Source organism: Gardnerella sp. KA00243 (assembly GCF_049244105.1).
Lineage (GTDB): Bacteria > Actinomycetota > Actinomycetes > Actinomycetales > Bifidobacteriaceae > Bifidobacterium > Bifidobacterium leopoldii.
The window spans coordinates 1,081,336-1,105,233 of record NZ_CP058375.1; the positions used below are offsets into that span (position 1 = coordinate 1,081,336).

The 23,898-nt window shown below is 44.6% G+C and carries 18 protein-coding genes and 3 rRNA genes; 6 read left to right on the forward strand and 15 right to left on the reverse strand.

Annotated features, from left to right (window positions below; translation table 11 throughout):
• Positions 1-34 precede the first annotated feature (34 nt).
• Positions 35-1,579, forward strand: coding sequence for an aminotransferase class I/II-fold pyridoxal phosphate-dependent enzyme (locus HXT50_RS04060; RefSeq protein WP_004104838.1), 1,545 nt, complete (start codon positions 35-37; stop codon positions 1,577-1,579).
• Positions 1,580-1,714: 135 nt separating this feature from the next.
• On the forward strand, positions 1,715-2,977 hold the full coding sequence (locus HXT50_RS04065) for an MFS transporter (protein ID WP_421777054.1): 1,263 nt from the start codon (positions 1,715-1,717) through the stop codon (positions 2,975-2,977).
• Between the two features lie 44 nt (positions 2,978-3,021).
• Here the strand turns inward: HXT50_RS04065 and HXT50_RS04070 are convergent, their stop codons facing one another.
• The 4 genes from HXT50_RS04070 to HXT50_RS04085 are packed head-to-tail and all read right to left on the reverse strand — an operon-like array spanning position 3,022 to position 6,378.
• Entirely contained in the window at positions 3,022-3,546 is a 525-nt protein-coding gene (locus HXT50_RS04070; protein ID WP_410295728.1) for a hypothetical protein, read from the reverse strand.
• 27 nt (positions 3,547-3,573) lie between these two features.
• A complete protein-coding gene (locus HXT50_RS04075) occupies positions 3,574-4,785 on the reverse strand; it encodes an ABC transporter permease (protein ID WP_101886213.1) in 1,212 nt (403 codons plus the stop codon).
• A complete protein-coding gene (locus HXT50_RS04080) occupies positions 4,769-5,479 on the reverse strand; it encodes an ABC transporter ATP-binding protein (protein WP_032842256.1) in 711 nt (236 codons plus the stop codon). The genes HXT50_RS04075 and HXT50_RS04080 overlap by 17 nt, the downstream gene beginning before the upstream one ends.
• The gene (locus HXT50_RS04085; protein WP_032842258.1) at positions 5,476-6,378 is read right to left on the reverse strand and encodes an efflux RND transporter periplasmic adaptor subunit; all 903 of its coding nucleotides are present in this window, start codon (positions 6,376-6,378) and stop codon (positions 5,476-5,478) included. The genes HXT50_RS04080 and HXT50_RS04085 overlap by 4 nt, the downstream gene beginning before the upstream one ends.
• A 476-nt stretch (positions 6,379-6,854) precedes the next feature.
• On the opposite strand from HXT50_RS04085, the gene HXT50_RS04090 reads away from it, so the two are divergent.
• From HXT50_RS04090 to HXT50_RS04100, 3 genes are all read left to right on the forward strand, one after another.
• Positions 6,855-7,526 (forward strand): response regulator, encoded by a 672-nt coding sequence (locus HXT50_RS04090; RefSeq protein WP_421777055.1) that lies wholly within the window; start codon positions 6,855-6,857, stop codon positions 7,524-7,526.
• Positions 7,523-8,683 (forward strand): histidine kinase, encoded by a 1,161-nt coding sequence (locus HXT50_RS04095; RefSeq protein WP_421777056.1) that lies wholly within the window; start codon positions 7,523-7,525, stop codon positions 8,681-8,683. Before HXT50_RS04090 ends, HXT50_RS04095 begins: the two co-directional genes overlap by 4 nt.
• Before the next feature lie 161 nt (positions 8,684-8,844).
• Positions 8,845-9,213 (forward strand): hypothetical protein, encoded by a 369-nt coding sequence (locus tag HXT50_RS04100; RefSeq protein WP_004104853.1) that lies wholly within the window; start codon positions 8,845-8,847, stop codon positions 9,211-9,213.
• 187 nt (positions 9,214-9,400) lie between these two features.
• Here the strand turns inward: HXT50_RS04100 and HXT50_RS04105 are convergent, their stop codons facing one another.
• The 6 genes from HXT50_RS04105 to HXT50_RS04130 form a co-directional block, all read right to left on the reverse strand.
• Positions 9,401-9,751 carry an XRE family transcriptional regulator gene (locus tag HXT50_RS04105; protein ID WP_421777057.1) on the reverse strand — a complete coding sequence of 117 codons (351 nt, stop codon included), beginning with the start codon at positions 9,749-9,751 and terminating at the stop codon, positions 9,401-9,403.
• A gap of 21 nt (positions 9,752-9,772) precedes the next feature.
• On the reverse strand, positions 9,773-10,492 hold the full coding sequence (locus tag HXT50_RS04110) for a nitroreductase family protein (protein ID WP_421777058.1): 720 nt from the start codon (positions 10,490-10,492) through the stop codon (positions 9,773-9,775).
• 446 nt (positions 10,493-10,938) lie between these two features.
• Positions 10,939-11,055, reverse strand: a 5S ribosomal RNA gene (gene rrf / locus HXT50_RS04115).
• A gap of 179 nt (positions 11,056-11,234) precedes the next feature.
• Positions 11,235-14,295, reverse strand: a 23S ribosomal RNA gene (locus HXT50_RS04120).
• A gap of 375 nt (positions 14,296-14,670) precedes the next feature.
• Positions 14,671-16,197, reverse strand: a 16S ribosomal RNA gene (locus tag HXT50_RS04125).
• The 16S, 23S and 5S rRNA genes sit together here, the layout of an rRNA operon.
• A gap of 192 nt (positions 16,198-16,389) precedes the next feature.
• Positions 16,390-16,671: a hypothetical protein gene (locus tag HXT50_RS04130; protein WP_421777059.1), complete on the reverse strand. Its 282-nt coding sequence runs from the start codon at positions 16,669-16,671 to the stop codon at positions 16,390-16,392.
• A gap of 280 nt (positions 16,672-16,951) precedes the next feature.
• Between HXT50_RS04130 and HXT50_RS04135 the strand changes: the two genes are divergently transcribed.
• Complete coding sequence (locus HXT50_RS04135) at positions 16,952-17,722, forward strand: SIR2 family NAD-dependent protein deacylase (RefSeq protein ID WP_004106199.1); 771 nt, start codon at positions 16,952-16,954, stop codon at positions 17,720-17,722.
• Between the two features lie 25 nt (positions 17,723-17,747).
• On the opposite strand, the gene HXT50_RS04140 is transcribed toward HXT50_RS04135, so the two are convergent.
• The 5 genes from HXT50_RS04140 to HXT50_RS04160 form a co-directional block, all read right to left on the reverse strand.
• A complete protein-coding gene (locus HXT50_RS04140) occupies positions 17,748-19,667 on the reverse strand; it encodes an alpha-glucosidase (protein WP_004106198.1) in 1,920 nt (639 codons plus the stop codon).
• 214 nt (positions 19,668-19,881) lie between these two features.
• Positions 19,882-20,850 carry a ketopantoate reductase family protein gene (locus HXT50_RS04145; RefSeq protein ID WP_004106195.1) on the reverse strand — a complete coding sequence of 323 codons (969 nt, stop codon included), beginning with the start codon at positions 20,848-20,850 and terminating at the stop codon, positions 19,882-19,884.
• A gap of 242 nt (positions 20,851-21,092) precedes the next feature.
• The gene (locus HXT50_RS04150) at positions 21,093-22,139 is read right to left on the reverse strand and encodes a ribokinase (protein WP_004106193.1); all 1,047 of its coding nucleotides are present in this window, start codon (positions 22,137-22,139) and stop codon (positions 21,093-21,095) included.
• A gap of 46 nt (positions 22,140-22,185) precedes the next feature.
• Positions 22,186-22,581 carry a D-ribose pyranase gene (gene rbsD, locus HXT50_RS04155; protein ID WP_004106191.1) on the reverse strand — a complete coding sequence of 132 codons (396 nt, stop codon included), beginning with the start codon at positions 22,579-22,581 and terminating at the stop codon, positions 22,186-22,188.
• Positions 22,582-22,874: 293 nt separating this feature from the next.
• Positions 22,875-23,813 (reverse strand): D-ribose ABC transporter substrate-binding protein, encoded by a 939-nt coding sequence (locus tag HXT50_RS04160; RefSeq protein ID WP_004119817.1) that lies wholly within the window; start codon positions 23,811-23,813, stop codon positions 22,875-22,877.
• Between the last annotated feature and the right edge of the window lie 85 nt (positions 23,814-23,898).

A 23,898-nucleotide genomic window follows, 5' to 3' on the forward strand; every position in this document is an offset into this window, starting at 1 on the left:
TTTATAAATGCCGATTTTACAAGAAAGACAGATTATGGCACAGAATTTTGCTGATGAGCTTAAGAAAGCTATGAAGCGCAAAGGGTACAAGCAGATTGACGTAATCGAGCTTGCGGCAAAAAACGGTCATAAGCTTGGCAAAAGCCAGTTAAGCCAGTATTTAAGCGGCAAAACTGAGCCTCGCAAAGACGTGCGTAACATGCTAGCTGAAATTCTTGGAATCAGCAGCGACGGAATCAAAGGCGGTCATTCTTGTGCAAAAATCGAGCAAAACTGCCAGTCTGCAGAAGAATCACAATTAAATCAATTACAACAGCAGCAACAGCCGCAGCTTACAGAAGCTGAACTTTCCAAAACTCTAAAGCATCGCACATTCAACAAATCCACAAAACTTGAACACGTGCTTTACGACGTTCGCGGTCCTGTTGTTGAAGAAGCAAACCGCATGGAAGCAAACGGAACGCATATTCTAAAGCTCAACATTGGAAATCCTGCGCCTTTTGGCTTCCGCGCTCCAGACGAAGTAATTTACGACATGCAGCAGCAGCTTATTGACTGCGAAGGCTACTCAGATAGTCGCGGACTTTTCTCTGCGCGCAAGGCGATTATGCAATACGATCAGCTTAAGGGCATTCCAGGCGTGCAAATGGAAGATATTTACACCGGAAACGGCGTTTCCGAGCTGATTAACCTTTCTATGCAAGCGTTGCTTGATTGCGGCGACGAGATTCTTATACCAAGCCCAGACTACCCGTTGTGGACTGCGTGCGCGAGCCTGGCTGGCGGCACTCCTGTGCACTACATGTGTGACGAAAAGTCGCATTGGTACCCAGATATTGCCGACATTCGCTCTAAAATCACGCCTCGCACTAAAGCAATCGTGATTATTAACCCGAATAATCCTACGGGCGTGCTGTATAGTCGCGAAGTTTTGGAAGAGATTGTTAAGATTGCGCGCGAGTTTAATTTGATTATTTTTGCGGACGAGATTTACGACCGTCTTGTTATGGACGGCAAGAAGCATATTTCGATTGCTTCTCTTGCTCCAGACGTGTTCTGCGTAACTTTTAGCGGACTTTCTAAATCGCATATGATTGCTGGCTTCCGCATTGGTTGGATGAGCCTTTCGGGAGATAAATCCAAGGCTCGCGACTACATTATGGGACTTAACATGCTGTCTAATATGCGTTTGTGCTCGAACGTTCCTGCACAGTCGATTATTCAGACTGCTTTGGGCGGATACCAAAGCGTTGAGAAGTATTTGGAGCCGGGAGGTCGCGTGTATGAGCAGCGCGAATACTGCTATAACGCGCTTCAGGAGATGGATGGCGTAAGCGTTGAGCGACCGGATGCTGCTTTCTACATGTTTGTAAAACTCGATCCAGACCGCTATAACATTCACGACGACGAACAGTTTGCGCTTGATTTGCTACGCGATCAAAAGTTGCTGATTGTGCACGGAAAAGGTTTTAATTGGCAGACTCCAGGCTACTTCCGCGTAGTTTACTTGCCGCGCTTGCAAACGCTTCGCGACGCAATGAGCAAACTCTCCAACTTCCTCTCCTACTATCGCCAGTAGCTGCAACAACTGCATATAAACTGCAATAAAACACTCATTTCGCTCACAGTCCATAAAAAGGTGTATATCAAGAGGCATATGTTACTCAGAATATGAAAGACGTTCATAACATGAAGAAAGAAAAAAGAGAAGGAAATGAACGCTGCGGCACGAATTCGCACAACTCTTATTATTGCCGTTTTATCGCTTAATGCTTTTCTTATAACAAGCTGTAGATTTGGCGTAAGCCTATATCTTTTAATACATGTCGACTTATCTCACGCAGCGCTTAACGCGGTATCAGTAGCGCTTATGACCTGCATAGCAGCACCGCTTGGCGGCATTATCGCAGATAAATATCCACCAACTAGATTGTTTATAGCTCTAACGTTCTGCTTTGCCTTGCTGTGTACTGGATACGGTTTCGCTTTAGTAGCACAGCATAATCTTATTGCTATTACGGTTACACTACTCGGCATAATATTCGGGTTCTTTACTGCATTTTCTTCGCCTAATCAAAAAGTATTAATGGCATATAGCGCGCCAGCTGGCGAAAAAACCAAATTTTTAGCAAGCATGCGCATGTGGATTAATCTCAGCAGGCTTGCTGCACCTGCTATCACTGGCATATTTGTTGATATATGCAATCCGCTCATTTTCTTTACGAGCATTGCTATTGTGATGATACTAGCGGCGCTACCTCTACTGTTAGTTAATCTAAACCAGCAAGCACAAAATAACGCAAACAATACGAAGACAGGAAGCAGTAAAACTGCTGGTTTTGCAGCTTCTCTACACTATATGAAATCTACACCATGGTTAATAGTCTTAGGAGTAGTATCAGCATTACAATCTGGATCATGGCTTGCTGCATTTAGACTAATGGGAGCACACCATTGTCTCACACTTTTTCATTCGGCATCCACGTGGGGATCAATAGTCAGCATATTTAACATTGGCATGATTGTAGGTTCGCTATTATGCAAATATATTGTGCTGCATTATGAGATTTTATACTCTATTTTACTACCTGGATTCCTTTCTATTCCTTTACTTATTTTCGCACTTAATAATTGGATTGCTCTTTTTCTTTGCTCTGCTTTCATTGCAGGTATTATTTTTGACGCCACTATTGTCTATGGGCAAACAGCTCTTCTCGACGGCATACCAACACACATTCTCGGCGCAACTACTACTTTTACTTCTATTATGGAGCAATGCGGCATTATCGTAGGGTATGCAAGCGTACTAGCATGGGGAAATCTAAATTCATCATTATTCATAATGATTGCTTCTGGCGTAATACTTGTTTCAACAGGTATAGCCTTATGGATTATTCGAACTCGTAAACAAACATACCCATCAATGCTTACCAAAGATTATTGGACACCATCAACATGGGTAAAAAGAAGCATATAACAAGCTATTTAGTGAGAAAGCACAATAAAGCTATACAAATGCAATTACATCACAGGACAATTAGCTTGCACATCCTGTTGGAATCCTGACGGATCTCCCAGTTTTGCTTTACGCATATGCTCTTTGAAAAAGTTTCGCGTTGCATCATCACAACGGTCTGGACCCATAAACGGCATGCTAGGCACTTTTTCAAGCTCATGCAAAGCTTTACTTGCCGCTTGTTCATCACTAGCATACGTATCTAACCATTGCCGTTCCCAAGCACACTGATAATAATTAGATGCTTGCGTATCACCATATCCACTCTGGAACTGGCCGTCTTTTTCTTCTCCAACCAAGTTTGCAGGAGCTTTATATTTTTCAGGCCAACTAAGCTTTGCCACAGATTCCTGATATTCCTTCTCTATATGAGCAAAATCAACAATCTCTCTAGGCGAACTATTTTGCGAGCGCGCACCACCCACACCACTCGCATCATTGTTGCCTATTCCTCCACACGCATTAAACATAAGAAGCGCACTAAGCACACCAACAATAAGAGTTGCTTTACCAATAGTATGATTATTCATTATTCCTTCTTTCTTATTTTTTGAAAATTAACGCAATGCTAATGCTGGTTGTAAACGTGATGCTTTTATTGCCGGCACCACACTTCCAGCAAGCGCTGTAATAAAAGCCGCAATAACAGCTCCAATAGCGGCTTCATATGGGTAAACTGGCGGACTAACTGGGCTTGCTACATCCCAAAAACTTGATGCTGTAGACACAAGGCCAAAAGAAACAGCGACAGCAGCAATCGAAACTATCAGCGCTAAAATAATCGCACTGCCTAATACGAGTGAAGCAATCGACCATCTAGTAGCACCCAAAGCTCTGCGTATAAGCAGTTCATGCGTGCGCTGCTCCAACGATGCTAAACCAATATTGATTAAACCTAACGCGGAAACAAAAAGCAATAATGCTGCTACGATAGCAAAACTTAATTGCAGTACTGTTATAACATTCTCGTAATCATCACTATTATCATGTCTTCTAATTTCGTTTACTTGTCCACCACAACAGTCGTAAAGAGCGTCTGAAACATAAGATTTAATTGATTTTTGAGAACGATTTTCTTTATTCAACCAGTAGATTGAGCCTTGAGCTTCTTTTCCAGAATATTCCCAAAGAGTTGGAGCGTAACGTAATAATCCTAGAATATTCACGTATACTTTTGCTGAGTCTACGCCATCGTTCACAACTCCAACAATCCTTATAGGACTCATTTGTGTTGTTTTACGAGAAGTAATAAATGCTACTTCACCAATCTTGTATCTTTTGCTAGCAGATTGGTTTACTACCATTTCTAATGCGTTGCTTTTAGCGCTATTACTAAACCATCTTCCACTTACAATAGGTAAGTTATAAACTTTGTTGTATCCTGCCGTAGTGTAAACAGCGTCAACATATTGAAGATTGCCAGTCTTATATTCTTTGCTTATTTTTACACTCTTCGAGGCTGGCATAGAAGCGCTAAACAGTAGTCCAGTGTTTGGTTGTAGCATAACGTTAGCGTTACGGTTTACGGATTCAATGCGATTTAAGAATTTGTTAAATACTGAATATTCGTCAAAATTTTGTGCTGAAAAAGTAATCTCATATGTTGGTCTACGACCGTTTAGCTGTTCATTAGTTGCAATAAGATAGTCCTTACCAACCGTGCCAATAAGCACTGACGCAATAACGGCAATGATGCCTATAAACATTGAAAAACCTGTGAGGAAGGATCTCATAGGAGAAAGGCGCAAATCTTTAAGCAGCATAATCATAAAGAACACCGCCTTCCATAGTAAAAATGTGAGAGCAAGAACGAGCCACTTTCATATCATGAGTGACTAATAGTAATGTTGTTCCAGATTCTTTAACACGATCATGCAACACTTGAAGCACTTTTTCTCCCGTACTACTATCGAGTGCACCAGTTGGCTCGTCACAAATAAGTAATTCGGGATTAGTGACGAGAGCACGCGCTATCGCAACTCTCTGCTGTTCACCGCCTGATAAACTTCCAGGGTATTCGTTGAGTTTATCTTGCAATCCAACAGCACATAATGCTTCTTCTATCGTTTTTCTTCTTGTCTGCTTGCTTTGTTGTAGCCCTGCGTATAAAAGCGGCAACTCAACATTTTCTCTAATGCTTAAATGCTTAATGAGAGAATAGTTTTGGAAAACAAAACCAATATTTCTAGCGCGCATATGCGATACTGTAGTATCACTACACTTTTGGATTGACTTGCCAGAATAATAGTATTTTCCAGTAAAATTTTTATTCAAAAATCCAATAATAGAAATAAGACTCGTTTTGCCAGATCCAGACCTGCCAACTACCGCGTATGTTTCACCTTGATTAAGTAGCATAGACGCAGAGTTGACAGTGGTAAGCCATTCGCCATTGCCTAGTTTTACACGCGCTGACACGTCTTGTAGTTCAACCAGTGGAACAGGATTGTTTCCCATAATCATTGCACTCCTGGAATGAGATCAGGAGAAACACCTGCTACAACATCACCCTCATGCAAACCAGACGTAATCTCAATATTAGCGCCGTCACTTATTCCAAGACCAACTTCTTTACGCTCCCAATTATCGCCTTTTTTGTATGAGACTAAACCTTTTTGAACTCTTCCAGCAACCGCACTAACGGGCAGCGTTAGAACCGATTGTTTATGCTTGCCATTAAAAACAAGCGTCGCATTTTGGCCTGATTCTACTTCTGTGCTTTTATCTATTAAACACGTTAAAACTTTTGACGATACACTAGGTGTACTTTGCGCGCTCGACTCATCTGTTTGAGTCGAATCAGCATTATCATTCTTGCTACTACCCGAGGCTGCAATATCGGTAGAAGTTCCACCGCTTTGTACTATTTGCAAACAATTGGTTGGTCCAACACCGTCTTCAATTTGGAAACGACCTTTAACATCTGTAATATCCGCAGAACGAAGTAAAGCTTTTGCATTAAGGCTTATTGAAAAACCTTCATATTTAAGAGTGAATAGTGAGAAAGATTTAGGCACGTCCGCAGATGATTCAGCTACTGACACAACTTTAGCGTCTACGGGAGCAATAATTTTGTTACCAGCATTGTAGCCTAGAACACTCCCAGCTTTTACAGTACTGCCTGCTTTTACCGATGGAGAAAAATTCCCTCTACTTACAGCAGTGATAACAAAGGTAGACGATTGTTCTATCGCTGCTTTACCCGACACAACTTGTGTTAAAGGCTGTTTTTTGACTGAAACAAGCGGAACTGAATCATGTGATGCCTGCTGTTGACTATCATCAACTGCTCTACCAGAGCATGCAGTAAGCAAACACACTGGCAGAGCAGCAAGCAAGAGTACTTTCATAAATTTACTCATAATACAAATCTCCTTACTCACCAAACTCGTAGACACATAGTATGCGTCGAAACAAGCCTCTCAAACTGATCCAAAATAAATAAAGTGCTTGATAATGTTACAATTGACGCTTTTATAATTGTCACTTTATTGAAGATTTAAGCTTTTGCTTAATAGCCTATAATCGCCGTAAAGAGTTTGCATCAGACTAAATGATGATTTTATTTATGATTCTTGGAGCTTGCGTAATACCAGAGAATGATTTGTTTGGCATAGAGTTTATACACTACTGAGCGACTTCCGTGCGCATAGCCCCCAACCACATTGTGATTAAATCACTAAGCTTTAAGCGAACTTATTCGCTGCGGAGTAACCCCCATAAGCTCCAGTAACTACCTTTATACAATCTGCTTTGTAAAGGTTTTCCTAGACAAGATATTCATCATACAAATTCAAGTACTATTATTACTTAAATAATGCTTTTCTAAAGGAGCAATATGATAGCAAAGCATATTACTGTTGGCATTGTTGATGATGATTGTTTTTGTCTACACGGCCTAAAAACATATATTGAACAGGTTGTTCCGTCCTGCAATATTTGCTGGTTGTCCACGTGCGCCGATCAAGCAATTCAGTTTTGTCAAAATCAATGCCCAGACGTGCTGCTAATTGACATGTATATGTCTGGGGTTTCGGGAATTAAAATATTATACGAATTGCGAAGAAGATACTCACTCCCAATAATAATTGCTATAACTTCATTCCCTATCAACGATTATGCTTTAAAAGCATCAACAGCAGGCGCGCAAGGCATTGTTGGAAAGAACCACCCAGAAACTATTTGCGCCATGCTTAGCAGTATTGCCCATAGCACGTTCAAGCCACAAATAATAGGAGATCTTCATTTTGACGACACGACGACAGCATTTCAGCGTTTGCAAAATAAGCCAAAAAATGGACGCCTTGCTTTAACGAATCATGAGACTGAAATTATAAAGTTGTGCAGTAAAGGCATGACTAATGCGCAAATCGCCAAACGTTTATTTGTTGAAACTTGTACTGTGGAAACTATCCTTCGTCGCGTGTTCAAAAAATTGAATGTGACAAATCGTTCACAACTTATTACTACATGGCTGCATGATGAATATTTAGGAAATGATACACAATGATTATTTTCTTAATACGTCGTTTGCGAGAAAAGCTTATTGACAATAAAACATTTTTACTATTGGGATGTTTGTCGAGCACAATGGATGCATATATTTACTCGAATAGCGACAATAGCACAATACAACTTGTTATAGTTTACATGATTCTTGCTGCTATAAATCTGTTTCTTTGCTTGCTCCCGCATTTTATGAGCATGTGCTATATTTTTGTACATCTCAGCATTCTTGTTATTCCTAGTCTGAATCTTCCACCAGTAACTTTCGGGCTCATCATATCATTTGTTTTTATTTCGTATTTATATCCGATTCAATTTACACTACCTTTATTCTTAGTAATAGATGCATTACACTACGTTGCATACCGATACTTATCAACTTTGTCTTTCAAGTATCTTATTGCTTACCTTTTAATAAATATATTTTGCGTTTGCACTGGTATTATTTTGCGCATTTCTCACCAAAAAATGGTTCTTTATGAAAAAGATAAGCAAACAATTAATAATCTTCATCTGGCTGTGCGAATGCACGATAGATTAACTAATAAGATTGCAGATATTGCACTACAAAGTAAAATAGCATTACTTGACAAGTCTATTTCTAAAAAACAGCGAAGTGCTATTGAGGCAATAAATGATTTGGCAGATCAGGCTTTTGAAGAAGGACATAATATTATCGACATTCTACGTGGAAATACTGCTAAGCAAGATGCTCGAAGCGAGTTCATCCAGCACATTGAAGATACACTACAAATGAACGACTCAATCAATACATCTTGTGGATTAAAAGGAAGATCCATATGCAATATATCTAGTAACGATATTCCTGAAGACATTAGCAATGAAATCATCTGTGAAGTTATTGAATTAATCGAAGAACTATATTTGAACATGCGAAAATATGCTTCTTTAGTTTATTACATCAGAATTTCGATACGCGAAAAACAAATTGTTATAAAACAGTTCAATGTTCGATTTTTGGGCGGGAAAAGTAAAGATGCAATTCGCTCAGTATCTCAAAAAGGACTTCTGCTTCATCGCGATACCATAAAGCATTTAGGCGGTTCACTCTATTTTCGAGCCTTTGGTAAGTATTGGGAATGTAATGCAGTTATTCCTTTCAAAAATGAACATAACTGTATAGACAGTATGCTTTACTGATTCAGTTTAAAAGATTAATGAATCTTAAGCAGTTTTAGTTAGTAATTATTTGTAAAGGTTTTCATATACAAGATATTGTTTACCTTTTAGCACGCCATTAATTTATAAATTGTCAAAGTTTTATATACACAATTATTTTCTTGTATTAGAAGGAGAAGAATATGAGTAATTTAGAAGATACAAAAGCACAAATTCCATCCGTATTTTGGACAATAGCCAATGGTGTATTTCTTGCTAGCGGAATTGCGCTGATTGTAATGCGTAATGATTATCTATGGGGAGTGCCTCAAATTATCGCTGGATTATTTGGTCTTGCAACCATGTTTCTCATTAAAAAACCGTGGTGCGCACAACTATATTTTATAGTATCTTCACTAGCTGTAATAGCAAATGGGCTTATGGAAATATTCGGCATAATCCACGGATCTGGATACGGTTATGTTCCGCTGATTATTGGCATAATCGTGCTTCTATTTATAGGCCTTGACAAGGATGAAAGTTCAAAAGCTCTTGGAATTGCCAAAAAATAAGTAAAAGCATTAGACTGCGATTTTATAACATAAAAAACATATCACAATTTTCAAAGGTCAAGTTGCATCCATGCATCCTACGGCTTGACCTTTACTTATTTATCCGTTATTTATTTGTTTTGCATAGAGTTTATGCGTTACTAAGCGACTTACTTGCGCATAGCCTCAACCACATTGCTTTGAATCACTAAGCTTTAAGCGAACTTATTCGCTGCGGAGTAACCCCCGTAAGCTCTGCAACATCACGAACCGTCAAGCCCTGATTCCTTAGTATACGAACCGTTTCACGCATAAGCATAGATGCCTCTTGCTGAGTTTTTATAGCTGCCGATTTTGCATATAACATGCGCTGAAGCATAAGCTCATCTTGCTCACTAAGTTTCGGAGTTACTTTCACGCCATTGACTTTAACATTTAAAGTTGCAGCAGCATCTTTTACCATTGCTGCAACCTGATCAAGCCTACGCACTTGAGTAAATAATCCTGGTATTTCCGGCACTTCTATCTGATATTTTCCAAAGTACTTTGGATTTTGCAAAATAGATCGGTTTGTGCGAAGTTACTTTTCCTGCGCAAGCTTGATTGGCGGATGCTCCGCGCGGAAAGCATTTACGTGCGCTTCAGACGCATACCCTAACGCAAAACCAGTAATCAGCGCATACTCCGGAGGAATGTTGAATACTTCGTCAAGCGGCGAACGCCATGTAGCAAGAACGCCAAGGGGGCATGAGTCTACGCCTTGCTCTTTGGCAGCCAACAGTAACATTTGCAGCATAATCCCAGCATCCAGCGCAGCAAACGGCAGAAAATCACGGCGCACAAGCACAAATCCCATAACTGGTGCACCGAACGCCTGGAAGTTGCGCAAAGTGTGAGCATTTCGAGCAGGAAAATCTTTGCGATCAATATTTAAATGTTTATACAACGCCAACCCTAAACGAGCGCTACGCTCTTTAAGTGATTGTGGATACGGAGCCATTACAAGAAAATCTCCATCCGGCTGGCTCATTTTCTGCGCTATCAGGCGCTCTTCTTCGCTAAGGGTAGCGTCTTTAGTACGAAACATTGCTTTGCATTTTTGCACATATGCGTCGATTAGCTGCTGCTTGCGTTCTCCTTGAGCAATAGCGAGCATGTAGCCACGCGTATTGGACCAGCTCGGTGATTGTGCAGCTGTTTGCAAAATAGTTTCAAGTATTTTAGAATCGACTGGCTTATTTAGAAAATCACGTGCAGAAAATCGCGACTTTGCGAGTGCTTCAAAAGTTTGTGTAGTCATGCTTTTAGTATATCGCACCGAATACGCACGCAGTGTTCTCTCTCGTGTTTGTGTGACTACCTGCTTGAGTGCTTATAGCGCGAGAGTCCCGGCATTTTTGACCACAAATGCCCGCAGTTTTTCCTCGTGTTTGGAGTGTGTCGGTGTGTGTTGCGCTCCATTTGTGAGAACACTCTCTCACGTTTGGAGGGTTAACCCTCGCTCTACGCTCCATTTGCGAGACGACACTCGCACTATACGTGCTCGCTACGAAACTCGCGTTGGAAGTCCAGTGGACTTCCAACGCGAGTTTCCGCTCTGAATTGCCTTCGCGCGCTAAATCGCAGCGCTCAGACAGGTCGTCGCGCCCACGTTTGAAGGATTACAGATAACAGTATACGAAAACGAAAGAACAGTATGCGAGTATGAAAAAAGCGGGGAGTAAAAAACTCCCCGCTAGAAAAATAATGCGGCAGCGTGCTAGTCTCCCACACCCTATCGAGTGCAGTACCCTCGCCGTGTCAGGCCTTAGCTTCCGGGTTCGGAATGGGACCGGGCGTCTCACCTGAGCCATGACCACCGCAAAACTAGATTATACACTCAAAACCATTGAGTGGCAACACGTGGCGGTTAGGGAACCGGACATGAACGCGCGTAAAAACTCTCTTACCAACTGATCGTTAAGCAAAACATTCAGTACTCATTAACGCTAGAAGAATAATACTCATAAGGAACTCACCCTCCCCACTAGTAAAAGTGAGGAAGAATGTCACCATCGCCCGTTAGTACTAGTCAGCTCCACCCCTTACAGGGCTTCCACATCTAGCCTATCAACCACGTGTTCTACATGGGGGCTCACACACTAAAGTGCAAGGAATGCTTATCTTGGAGCAGGCTTCCCGCTTAGATGCTTTCAGCGGTTATCCCTTCCGAACGTAGCTAACCGGCAGCGCCACTGGCGTGACGACCGGCATACCAGAGGTTCGTCCACCCAGGTCCTCTCGTACTATGGGCAGGTCTCCTCAACATTCCAACGAGCGCAGAGGATAGAGACCAAACTGTCTCACGACGTTCTGAACCCAGCTCGCGTGCCGCTTTAATCGGCGAACAGCCGAACCCTTGGGACCTGCTCCAGCCCCAGGATGCGACGAGCCGACATCGAGGTGCCAAACCATCCCGTCGATATGGACTCTTGGGAATGATCAGCCTGTTATCCCCGGGGTACCTTTTATCCGTTGAGCGATGCCACGTCCGTACGCCGGCACCGGATCACTATCTCCGACTTTCGTCCCTGCTCGACCCGTCAGTCTCACAGTCAAGCCCGCTTGTGCGATTACACTCAACACCCGATTGCCAACCGGGCTGAGCGGACCATTGAGCGCCTCCGTTACTCTTTAGGAGGCAACCGCCCCAGTTAAACTACCCGCCAGGCACTGTCCCTGACACGGATAACGCGTCGAGGTTAGACGCCAGATATGGAAAGAGCGGTATTTCACCTGTCGACTCCACGCAAGCTAGCGCCCACGCTTCACAGCCTCCCGCCTATGCTACACGATCCACACCTAACGACAATACCAAGGTATAGTAAAGGTCCCGGGGTCTTTTCGTCCTTCTGCGCTTAACGAGCATCTTTACTCGTACTGCAATTTCGCCGGGCTCCTGGCCGAGACAGTGGGGAAGTCGTTACGCCATTCGTGCAGGTCGGAACTTACCCGACAAGGAATTTCGCTACCTTAGGATGGTTATAGTTACCACCGCCGTTTACCGGGGCTTAAATTCACCGCTTCACCGAAGCTAACGGATCCTCTTAACCTTCCGGCACCGGGCAGGCGTCAGAGCGTATACAGCGGCTTACGCCTTCGCACGCTCCTGTGTTTTTGGTAAACAGTCGCTACCCCCTAGCTTGTGCCACCCCCAACAGCTCAACAATGTAAAACCATATCACCATCAGGGGTCTCCCTTATGCCGAAGGCACGGGAGTAATTTGCCGAGTTCCTTGGCCAGGATTCGCCCGATCGCTTCGGTATACTCTACCAGACCACCAGTGTCGGTTTAGGGTACGAGCGGAATCACACCTCACGTTGAAGCTTTTCTTGGCAAGCAGGATCACCGGAATCAGCCTTACAGCCTACCCATCACGCCTCAGCTTAACATCCCCCGGATTTACCTAGGAGACAGCCCACACGCTTAGCCACGGAAAACCACCTCCGCAGCCGGCTACCTACCCGCGTCACTCCCACGCTAACCTACTACCGATACAGTCCCAACACAAACCCATCAACAACCCCGAAAGGCAATCAACAAGAAAATGAAGGTTAGTACTCTCAGATTCAGTTCGAACGGTGTAACACCGGTACGGGAATATCAACCCGTTCATCCATTCGACTACGCCTGTCGGCCTCGCCTTAGGACTCGACTCACCCGGGGACGACGAACGTGGCCCCGGAACCCTTAGTCATTCAGCGGACGGGATTCACACCCGTCTCTCGCTACTCATGTCTGCATTCTCACTCCTGTAAAGTCCACGACAAGTTCACACTGCCGCTTCACCCCATACAGGACGCTCTCCTACCCCGCATGAAACAAATCATGCAGCCGCGTCTTCGGTGGCGTGCTTAAGCCCCGCTACATTGTCGGCGCGGAACCACTAGACCAGTGAGCTGTTACGCACTCTTTCAAGGATGGCTGCTTCTGAGCCAACCTCCTGGCTGTCTATGCGACTCCACATCCTTTCCCACTTAGCACGCGCTTCGGGACCTTAGACGACGATCAGGGCTGTTTCCCTTTTGACGACGGAGCTTATCCCCCGCCGACTCACTGCCGTGATAAACCTAACAGGTATTCGGAGTTTGGCTGCTATTGGTACCCGGTATGGGCCCGCAAGCATCCAGTAGCTCTACCCCCTGTAAGCAATAACACGACGCTGCACCTAAATGCATTTCGGAGAGAACCAGCTATCACGGAATTTGATTGGCCTTTCACCCCTAACCCCAAGTCATCCCCCCAGTTTTCAACCTAGGTGGGTTCGGTCCTCCACACGGTCTTACCCGCGCTTCAACCTGCTCAGGGCTAGATCATCCCGCTTCGGGTCCAGGACATGCGACTCAAACGCCTTTTAAAACTCGCTTTCGCTACGGCTCCCCCACCCGGGTTAGCCTCGCCACATACCACTGACTCGCAGACTCATTTTTCGATAGGCACGCCGTCACCCCACAAAGAAGGCTCCGACGGATTGTAAGCGCACGGTTTCAGGAACTATTTCACTCCCCTCCCGGGGTGCTTTTCACCTTTCCCTCACGGTACTAGTACACTATCGGTCAGACAGGAATACTTAGGCTTACCCAACGGTCTGGGCAGATTCACGCGGGATTCCACGAGTCCCGCGCTACTTGGGAATAAACATAAAGAGACATCGCACGACAAGCTACGGGGCCATCACCCTCTACGGCTGGGAATTCAATCCCATTCACCTAGCACGACATTTTATCACTCTCCTCAACCCCGTCAGAGGCTGAACAGTCCATCCCACGACCCCGAATGCGCAACACCTGACGGCTATCACACGCACCCGGTTTAGCCTGATCCGCTTTCGCTCGCCACTACTCACGGAGTATCCTTTCCTGCAGGTACTGAGATGTTTCACTTCCCTGCGTACCCCCCACAAAAACTGTGGTGACCACTCATAACAGTGGCCGGGTCTCCCCATTCGGAAATCCTCGGATCAAAGCCCACTCGGCAGCTCCCCGAGGCATATCGCAGCCCGTCACGTCCTTCATCGGTCCTGTCTACCAAGGCATCCACCATACGCCCTTACCAGTGACAAACACTAAAGTAAGAACCCATCAGCAAAATTCTCTAGACAAAAAATCATCACACTAAACGATCACAAAACGATCAAGCGACTCCAACAAAAGGAGCCGGTTGAAATTGATAAAAGCAAAAAAATCGAAACCAAAAAAGTCTCGCATTTTACTCGCGTCCACTATCCAGTTCTCAAACCACCACAACACCACAAAACCAGCATCAACACTCAAAAAGCATCAACCCGAAATCCTGTGAGTCAAGGACCGCAACCCCAAAACAAGGGGGGTGGCAATCCGGGAACCCAAAAGCATGCCCAACAAACTCATATAAAACGTTAACCACTGTTTTCCACACCAGTAACCACACTCAACCGAGCGTGCACAAAAACTCCGTAGAAAGGAGGTGATCCAGCCGCACCTTCCGGTACGGCTACCTTGTTACGACTTAGTCCCAATCACGAGCCTCACCTTAGACGGCTCCATCCCAAAAGGGTTAGGCCACCGGCTTCGGGTGCTGCCCACTTTCATGACTTGACGGGCGGTGTGTACAAGGCCCGGGAACGCATTCACCGCGACGTTGCTGATTCGCGATTACTAGCGACTCCGCCTTCACGTAGTCGAGTTGCAGACTACGATCCGAACTGAGACCGGTTTTAAGGGATCCGCTCCATGTCACCATGTCGCATCCCGTTGTACCGGCCATTGTAGCATGCGTGAAGCCCTGGACGTAAGGGGCATGATGATCTGACGTCATCCCCACCTTCCTCCGAGTTAACCCCGGCGGTCCCCCGTGAGTTCCCGGCATAACCCGCTGGCAACACAGGGCGAGGGTTGCGCTCGTTGCGGGACTTAACCCAACATCTCACGACACGAGCTGACGACGACCATGCACCACCTGTGAACCTGCCCCGAAGGGAAACCACATCTCTGCAGTCGACAGGCACATGTCAAGCCCAGGTAAGGTTCTTCGCGTTGCATCGAATTAATCCGCATGCTCCGCCGCTTGTGCGGGCCCCCGTCAATTTCTTTGAGTTTTAGCCTTGCGGCCGTACTCCCCAGGCGGGACGCTTAACGCGTTAGCTCCGACACGGAACCCGTGGAATGGGCCCCACATCCAGCGTCCACCGTTTACGGCGTGGACTACCAGGGTATCTAATCCTGTTCGCTCCCCACGCTTTCGCTTCTCAGCGTCAGTAACAGCCCAGAGACCTGCCTTCGCCATTGGTGTTCTTCCCGATATCTACACATTCCACCGTTACACCGGGAATTCCAGTCTCCCCTACTGCACTCTAGCCCGCCCGTACCCGGCGCAGACCCACCGTTAAGCGATGGGCTTTCACACCAGACGCGACGAACCGCCTACAAGCTCTTTACGCCCAATAATTCCGGATAACGCTTGCGCCCTACGTATTACCGCGGCTGCTGGCACGTAGTTAGCCGGCGCTTATTCGAAAGGTACACTCACCCGAAGGCTTGCTCCCAATCAAAAGCGGTTTACAACCCGAAGGCCTTCATCCCGCACGCGGCGTCGCTGCGTCAGGGTTTCCCCCATTGCGCAATATTCCCCACTGCTGCCTCCCGTAGGAGTCTGGGCCGTATCTCAGTCCCAATGTGGCCGTCCGCCCTCTCAGGCCGGCTACCCGTCGAAGCCTAGGTGGGCCATTACCCCGCCTACAAGCTGATAGGACGCGACCCCATCCCATGCCACTAAACACTTTCCCAACAAGACATGCGTCAAGTTGGAGCATCCAGCATTACCACCCGTTTCCAAGAGCTATTCTGGAGCATGGGGCAGGTTGGTCACGCATTACTCACCCGTTCGCCACTCTCACCAGTCAGCAAGCTGACTAGATCCCGTTCGACTTGCATGTGTTAAGCACGCCGCCAGCGTTCATCCTGAGCCAGAATCGAACCCTCCACGAAAAACTTCAATGAAGAGCCAACAAAAGGCTCCAATATTAAAAAGAAAAAGACGAGACATTCTTTAAGGAAAGAACATCCCAACAAAAAACCTCACCACCATTTAACCATCTCTCAGGCACCCTGCAATCTGCAAGGCAGGCAATGAACTGGCAATAATTAACTAATAAGTAGTACAGACACGCTCTTGAGTTCTCAAACCACCACCACACCAGCCGGCCCATCAACCTCAACCGAGGAGAACCAGCCGCGCTGAGCAGCAAGAGATAAACTTACACCAACCCACGCTAAAACGCAAACCCACCAAAAACAAACACCCCAAAACCATTGAAAACAAGCCAAAACACCGGCGTGTCGAAAACCACGCAAAAAACACCAAAAAACCAACACAAAACCAGGAACAATAATCAAAACCAACAAAAAATAATCAAAAATAGCCCCAAAAACCTCAAAATCGGGAGTGTCGCGCACCCACACATTAAGAAAAACAACAACAAATACGCAATTAATACGGAATCAACGCGAAAAATACACAATAAAAGCAGAAAAAGATGAGATATACGATTAGATAACACAAAAATATATGAGTGCGATATATGGAATACATACGAAATAAGAAATACCTATATAAATAGATACTTATTAAATAAACTTTTATAAAGAATACAAAGCACATAAAAACACAAAAAGCATAAAGCACATAAAGAAAATAAGAATAGGACATTAACAGACATTAATAAAAAGAAGGAGCAGAAGAATGAGCAACAAGCAATCGAACAGCAAACGCCATATTGTTGTACTAACCGGAGCAGGAATCTCCACAAGCGCTGGCATTCCTGATTTTCGCGGACCAGATGGCGTATGGACTAAGCACCCAGAACAAATGAGTGTTTACGACATAGACGCGTTTTTAAGCAGCGAAGAAGAACGCATTTACTCTTGGCGATGGCAAAAAGAGTCACCTGTTTGGAATGCTCAACCAGGAACAGCACATAAAGCGCTTGTAAAACTTGAGAAAGCTGGAATGCTAGATTTAATCGCCACCCAAAACTTTGACGCACTTCACGAAAAAGCTGGCAATAACCCAGACATTATAGTGAATTTGCATGGAAGCATTGGAACCTCACACTGCATGAGCTGCCACGCGAGCTATAAAACTGCCGATATTATGGCAGATTTAGACGAGAATCCAGATCCGCATTGCAGACGCGCTCTTCCATACCGTAGCAATATGCCTTGCAACGGTTTAATCAAAACAGACGTTGTATATTTTGGCGAGGCACTTCCTGAAGGAGCAATGGAACGAAGCGCGCAAGCAATAGTTAAAGCGGACGAGCTGTGGGTTATTGGTTCCACGCTAGAAGTATTTCCAGCTGCTTCTCTCGTACCGCTAGCCGCGCGTGCAGGAGTGCCTATTACGATAATGAACTTGGGCTCTACACAATACGACTATTTGGCAGAGCGTATTATTCGCGAAGATATTGCGAAAGCTCTGCCAAAATTAGTAGACGAAACTATTGCAAAGTGATTATTGCAAAGTAACGCTATTAAAACTATTGCAAAGTAACAGCTATACCTTCCCAAGGCGCAAGCGTACCGTTTTTAAGCGATGTAAGCGCGTGATTCACGTCGTAAGTTGTAACCATTACTTCACGCCCCACAAAAGCGTTAGAGGCGCGATTTTGCAATAATTGCGCGCTCTGCGTAGGTATAGGCACGGTTGAATCAGTCATATTAACCATTACGAGCATGCGTTCTGTAGATTTCGCAGAATTTGCAGCAGATTCCGCAGCAGTCTCTGCAGAGTCATCCTGCTTTTCGCAATCAGATTTAAGCTCGCGCACGAAAGCGTACACGCACTCGTCATCCGCATCGACCAAATTCCAAGAGCCAGCAGAAACAATCGGCTCCGAATGGCGCAAAGCAATTAAATACTTATAGAAAGCGTAAACGGAATCTGAATCTTCCATCTGCTCAGCTGCATTAATGTCTACGTAGTTAGGATTCACGCTAATCCACGGCTCTGCGTTATTTTGCGACGTAACATTAAAAGGCATAAAACCCGCGTATTTAGAAGCATTCCACTGCATTGGAGTTCGAGAATTGTCGCGCCCGCGCTTTGCGAGCGCATCCATCATCGACTCAGCCGACTGAATATGCGCTTCTTCTACGCGCTGCTTAAACATATTCAACGCTTCCAAATCGCGATACTGCTCGAGACGCGTAAAGTGCGCGTTAGTCATGCCTATTTCCTCGCCTTGGTACACGTAAGGCGTGCCGCGGTGCATGTGAAGAAGCATGGCAATCGCCTTAGCAGAGCGCACGCGCATCTCCTCACTAGCCTCACTACCCCAGCGAGAAAGCGCACGCGGCTGATCGTGATTATTAAAGAACAAGCTCGCCCAACCAGCATCCGCTACCGCTTGCTGTTGCTCTGCCATCACGCGCTTTAATTCCGTAAGCTTTAGCGGCACAGGGTTCCACTTAGTTCCGTTTTCGCAATCGATATCCACGTGATTGAACAGGAATAACATGTCGAGTTCACTGTGAGTAGGGTCAGTAATATAAGTATTACGGTGCGGAGAAATTCCCGGAGCTTCACCAACAGTTAAGAAACCTTCGCGCCCTTCGAAAACTTCTGCACGCATCTCACGTAAGAATTCGTCTAAACGAGGACCATCCGAGCAGAACGGGAACGGCGAAGAATAGCCGTCAGCACCAGCTGGAAAATCTTCAATCTGGCAGCCAACTTCCCCAGGCAAACGACCTTCAGAATCAACATGCTTGGAAATTTGCGTAATCACATCCATGCGGAAGCCGTCAATTCCGCGATCCATCCACCAATTCATCATCTTGTACACGGCAGCGCGAACCGCAGGATTTTCCCAATTCAAATCTGGCTGCTTTGGAGAATACTGGTGAAGGAAGTATTCTCCGCGCTTCGGATCGTAAGTCCACGCGGAACCGCCGAAATACGAACCCCACTTATTCGGCTCCGCACCCGGCTCACCAGGCACACAACCTTCACGCGCAGGCCTCCACCAATACCAATCAGCGTAATCACTAGAAGCATCTCTTGAAGCCTGGAACCAAGCATGCTCGTCAGAAGTGTGATTTACTACTAAATCCATCACAACTTTAAGCCCACGCTTGTGCGCGCCAGCCAAAAGTTCGTCCATATCTTCCAAAGTGCCAAAAAGCGGATCAATATCTTGATAATCGGAAATATCGTAACCGTTATCGTCTTGCGGAGACTTGTAAACAGGGCTGAGCCAGAGCACGTCAACACCTAAATCAGCCAAATAGTCAAGGCGCGAAGTGATTCCCTTCAAATCACCAATGCCGTCACCGTTCGTATCTTGGAAGCTTCGCGGATAAATCTGATACACTACTGCATTCGCCCACCAAGGGTTTGGCGTAGCGCCGTTTGTGCGCACGGATTCTGGCAAGTTTGCTCTGTCAAAAGTAGTCATATAAACCCCATTAATTTACGTTAATAAGTATTTTTATTACAGTTTTATTTATTACAAATAATTTTATTTATTTAATAGTATTGATGATTTTAGACTCTAAATTTTATCAGCATATTAGATGTTACGCGCGGATCATAAAAAGCGGCCCGCAGTAAAAACCGCGAGCCGCTCCTCCTTCTCATTCATTGCAAGAGCTATAGGGATACTCTCTAAATTATTGCTGATTATGAAGCTTGAACGCGAGTTCTGCCAAATGAACTCCGTGCGTTAAGAATTCGTGAGTACGGCAAACGTAATCATTTTCGCGACCGAGCTTTGCTATGTAACCATTAATGTAATCGACTTCAGTCTTTCGTCCGCGACTCATATCTTGGTACATAGAAGGATAGTGCAAAGGATTTGCAACACGACTTACGTAATCGATAGCCTCCAACTCCTGCTGACGCGTATTAACCATACGAATTCCTGCACGATCGCACACGTCGTACGCTTCGTTAATAAGCTGTCGAGCCATATCCATAGACCCAGGGTACGAAATAAACTGGCCCATTTGAATCTGATACATTGTGCACAAAGTGTTAACTACGGAATTGAAAACTACCTTCGCCATGCACGTACCCTTGAAATCTTCCGTAATAGTAGGATTCAAGCCTGCAGCTTTAAAGTCGTCTCGCATAGCAAGCTCAACATCGCTCACCTGCTCGTTTAACGCACACATGTTCATGGTACCAACGCCAACTTTACCAATAAAATCAACGTCGCCCGGACCGTTCAAAACGGTTGCAATCATTGCAGTTCCACCATAAATATGGTCATCCGGGAAATATTGCTGCAACTTTTCGAAATGACCCCAACCATTCATAGCAGCAAACACAACCTGATGCTCTTTAAACAAATGCTTACAACGCTCCAACATTTCCGCAAGCTGCATTTGCTTCATAAACACGATCCACACGTCTGGATCGCCGTCATAATCTTCAGGCGTATACATATTAATCGGCACTAAATGACGGTTTTCGTGGTCACGGCTCACCATTACGCCGCCTTGCTCGCGAACTTTATTCACATTTTCATCCCAGGCATCAATGAAATCAACATGAATGCCAGCCGTTTCCTGCAACAAAACGCCATAGCGATATCCCATAGCTCCCGAACCGATCATTGCATATTTCATGCCACTCATAGTGACACCTCCTTTTAGATAAAAATGTGCTTAGGCGAAATTCGTGCATACATGGAAATTCGTCGAAGCGGCTGTGAATATAATAAAAAGCAGTAAGGCTGATTGTAGTGACTAAAATCAGCCAACTGCTTTTTGGTTTTTATAGCATATTACACAGTTTTAGAAGAATGTCAAAATTCTGTACATCGGCAAGGCGCGAACGTCAACTGAATATACTTACAATTTATGCATGCATCACCTACTTACAAGTGAAAAAATTGACGAATTTGAGCAACTGTACCGTAGGAAGCTTGTGCGCCAAATCCAGTAGCAGCATATGCAGCTACATAAGAAGCGAGTGACGCCGCATCAACCAACCGCATATCCACAGACAAACACGCAAGCACAGTACCCATAAAAGCATCGCCACAACCCGTAGTATCAACGGCATTGACATGCTGAGCCATAATTCGATGCACCGAATTATCAGCATAATCCAAAACCATAGACCCACGTGAGCCAAGTGTTACTATTGCCTCATTAAAGCCAAACTCATGCATTGCATGAAGCGTATGCTTCCAATCAAATGAATCCCAATCACCACTATCTGGTTCTGAAATATGCAATAGCTGTGCCATTTCATGCTCATTGACCAGTAAGATATCTGCAGATCGTATAAGATCTCGCGGTAATGTATCCAAAAAAGGCGAATTATTAAGCAAAACTTTTACGCCATGCTCATGTGCTAAGCGAGCGCACATCGTAACCGATTCTAATGGACTTTCCAAGCAAAGCCCTAATACTTTTGCATTAGTAATAGCAGCTTGCACAGATGACGACTGAATATAATCAATATCAACTTGCGAGTTAGATCCAGGCGCATAAACAATAGTATTTTCGCCACTTTGCGCATCCACTGTAATCACTGTTGCGCCACTGTTGCAATTGGGTACATGACGTACATACGTCGTATCAACACCAGATTCTCGCAAAGCACCAGTAAGAAAATCAGCATTAGCATCATTACCTACAGCACCGAACATACATACGTGCGCACCAAGCTTTGCAGCAGATACTGCCTGATTACCTGACTTACCTCCAGGCAGTATTCGTATTTCGTCACCTTTAATGGTCTCACCAGGCATAGGAAGACGATTAGCAACAATAGTATAATCCGCATTCATAGAACCAACTATCGCTACAGTAGGCATCTTCATATTTCGTAACGCAGGCAATGTCTCATGTTGCAAAGCCACGTTAACAGGCTGAATGACTTTAATCTTTTCTAAACTCTCCAACGAGTCAAGCATATGATAACTACACATAATTCTCCCTAAATATTGCGCAAAACAAAGCTTAGAATGGAACACCACAACGCAGCAACACGTTAGAATACGGAGTAGTCTCACCCGTTCGAATCACGAATTTAGCTTGCGAAACAAGAGACTTAAATCCTTGTTCGCCATCATGAGGCACATAAGTCAATGGCACACCAAGCAAATCCTTGACCCATGTTTCTGGAACATCATCACAAGCTTCTTCCGCCATAATACCAGACTCAAGAACAAGATCGTCCTTTATTGATGCAAGCACATCAGGAAATCGCGGTATTCCAAAAACCAAGGCTAAATCAATAACTTCTACGCCCGCTGGGACAGGCAAGCCACAGTCAGAAACAACAAATTGATCCTTATGCCTCAATTTTGCAATAGCAGCTGCTAATTGTGCGTTCAAAATACCATGAGTTAACATAATTCACCCCATATCGTGGCTCATGAAAGCGACATCAACAATGATCATCACCTTTATAACAAATGCGCCACCACGAACATATATGATAAAAATCTTATTAAGAAAACAATGGCGTTGAGAACGCTAAATCATACGGTATTAATAAATTTTACTGTTACAATTATTTTCACGAAAACATCATGAATGCTCTCAGCGCCATATAAATTTTGCATTAGCTATATTAATCCATAAAACTACTCAACATAAACTTTAATGTTTATACACAGAATTACATAGTTTTATGCAAATATGTATTACTCAAAATCACCTACATTCTTTACTGTCACTGTTTTCACAGTAATTGGCTCAGTCTTTGGAACACTTTGCCCTTTAATAGCTTTTACAGCAGCAGCAACGGCAGAACGACCAAGTTCCTTTGGCTGCTGAGCAATTGTTCCAGCCATTGTGCCGGCTTTAATAGCTTTCATACCGTCAGCAGTGCCATCGAAACCTACTACTTTAATTTCTTTACCAGCTTTAGCTCCTAATGCTTGAATGGCACCTAATGCCATCTCGTCATTTTCGGCGTAAATGCCGGTTGCATTCGGGTGCGATTGCAACAAATTAGTAGCCACATTTAATGCTTCAGCACGGTCAAAGTTAGCAGTTTGTTCTGCTACAACTTTAATATTTGAATATTTTTTAATACGATCTTTGAATCCTTTGCCACGGTCGCGAGTAGAAGCCGCTCCAGGAATACCTTGCAAAACCAAAACTTCACCCTTTTCGCCCATACTATTAGCTAGCGTGTCAGCAGCCTGAGCACCACCAGCAACGTTATCGGAAGCAATATGCGAAGTAACTTTTTCACCAGTTACAGAACGGTCAACAGAAATCACAGGCAAGTTCGCGCTTAGCAACGGGGCAACTGCAGGACCAGCAGCATCAGAATCTACAGGGTTAATAATAACAGCTTTTGCACCTTGTGATTGAGCATTCTGCGCTTGATCCTGCTGCTTTGCAGAATCATTCTGAGCGTCGGAAACTTGCAAATCAACACCAAGTTTCTTTGCTTCAGCTTGGGCACCATCACGTAAATCCACAAAGAACGGATTATTCAAAGTAGAAACTAGCAATGCGACTTTATCGCCACCATTAGTACTACCACATGCACTCATGCTGACAATAAGTGCAGATGCTGCTGCAACCGCGCAAGCAATCTTTACGCCTCGACGCATAATTGGATAATTCATCATATCTCCTTTGATTATTGCCCTGTGCTACCGCAAGTTTTTAGTTCGATAAATCCACAATGTTGCAGTGACATAAGGCTGATGT

What these genes read in the sequence shown, in the direction of transcription:
- HXT50_RS04060 (WP_004104838.1), top strand. Translation starts at nt 35, where the DNA reads ATGGCACAGAATTTTGCTGATGAGCTTAAGAAAGCTATGAAGCGCAAA.
- HXT50_RS04065 (WP_421777054.1), top strand. Translation starts at nt 1,715, where the DNA reads ATGAACGCTGCGGCACGAATTCGCACAACTCTTATTATTGCCGTTTTA.
- HXT50_RS04070 (WP_410295728.1), bottom strand. Translation starts at nt 3,546, where the DNA reads ATGAATAATCATACTATTGGTAAAGCAACTCTTATTGTTGGTGTGCTT.
- HXT50_RS04075 (WP_101886213.1), bottom strand. Translation starts at nt 4,785, where the DNA reads ATGATTATGCTGCTTAAAGATTTGCGCCTTTCTCCTATGAGATCCTTC.
- HXT50_RS04080 (WP_032842256.1), bottom strand. Translation starts at nt 5,479, where the DNA reads ATGATTATGGGAAACAATCCTGTTCCACTGGTTGAACTACAAGACGTG.
- HXT50_RS04085 (WP_032842258.1), bottom strand. Translation starts at nt 6,378, where the DNA reads ATGAGTAAATTTATGAAAGTACTCTTGCTTGCTGCTCTGCCAGTGTGT.
- HXT50_RS04090 (WP_421777055.1), top strand. Translation starts at nt 6,855, where the DNA reads ATGATAGCAAAGCATATTACTGTTGGCATTGTTGATGATGATTGTTTT.
- HXT50_RS04095 (WP_421777056.1), top strand. Translation starts at nt 7,523, where the DNA reads ATGATTATTTTCTTAATACGTCGTTTGCGAGAAAAGCTTATTGACAAT.
- HXT50_RS04100 (WP_004104853.1), top strand. Translation starts at nt 8,845, where the DNA reads ATGAGTAATTTAGAAGATACAAAAGCACAAATTCCATCCGTATTTTGG.
- HXT50_RS04110 (WP_421777058.1), bottom strand. Translation starts at nt 10,492, where the DNA reads ATGACTACACAAACTTTTGAAGCACTCGCAAAGTCGCGATTTTCTGCA.
- HXT50_RS04135 (WP_004106199.1), top strand. Translation starts at nt 16,952, where the DNA reads ATGAGCAACAAGCAATCGAACAGCAAACGCCATATTGTTGTACTAACC.
- HXT50_RS04140 (WP_004106198.1), bottom strand. Translation starts at nt 19,667, where the DNA reads ATGACTACTTTTGACAGAGCAAACTTGCCAGAATCCGTGCGCACAAAC.
- HXT50_RS04145 (WP_004106195.1), bottom strand. Translation starts at nt 20,850, where the DNA reads ATGAGTGGCATGAAATATGCAATGATCGGTTCGGGAGCTATGGGATAT.
- HXT50_RS04150 (WP_004106193.1), bottom strand. Translation starts at nt 22,139, where the DNA reads ATGCTTGACTCGTTGGAGAGTTTAGAAAAGATTAAAGTCATTCAGCCT.
- rbsD (WP_004106191.1), bottom strand. Translation starts at nt 22,581, where the DNA reads ATGTTAACTCATGGTATTTTGAACGCACAATTAGCAGCTGCTATTGCA.
- HXT50_RS04160 (WP_004119817.1), bottom strand. Translation starts at nt 23,813, where the DNA reads ATGAATTATCCAATTATGCGTCGAGGCGTAAAGATTGCTTGCGCGGTT.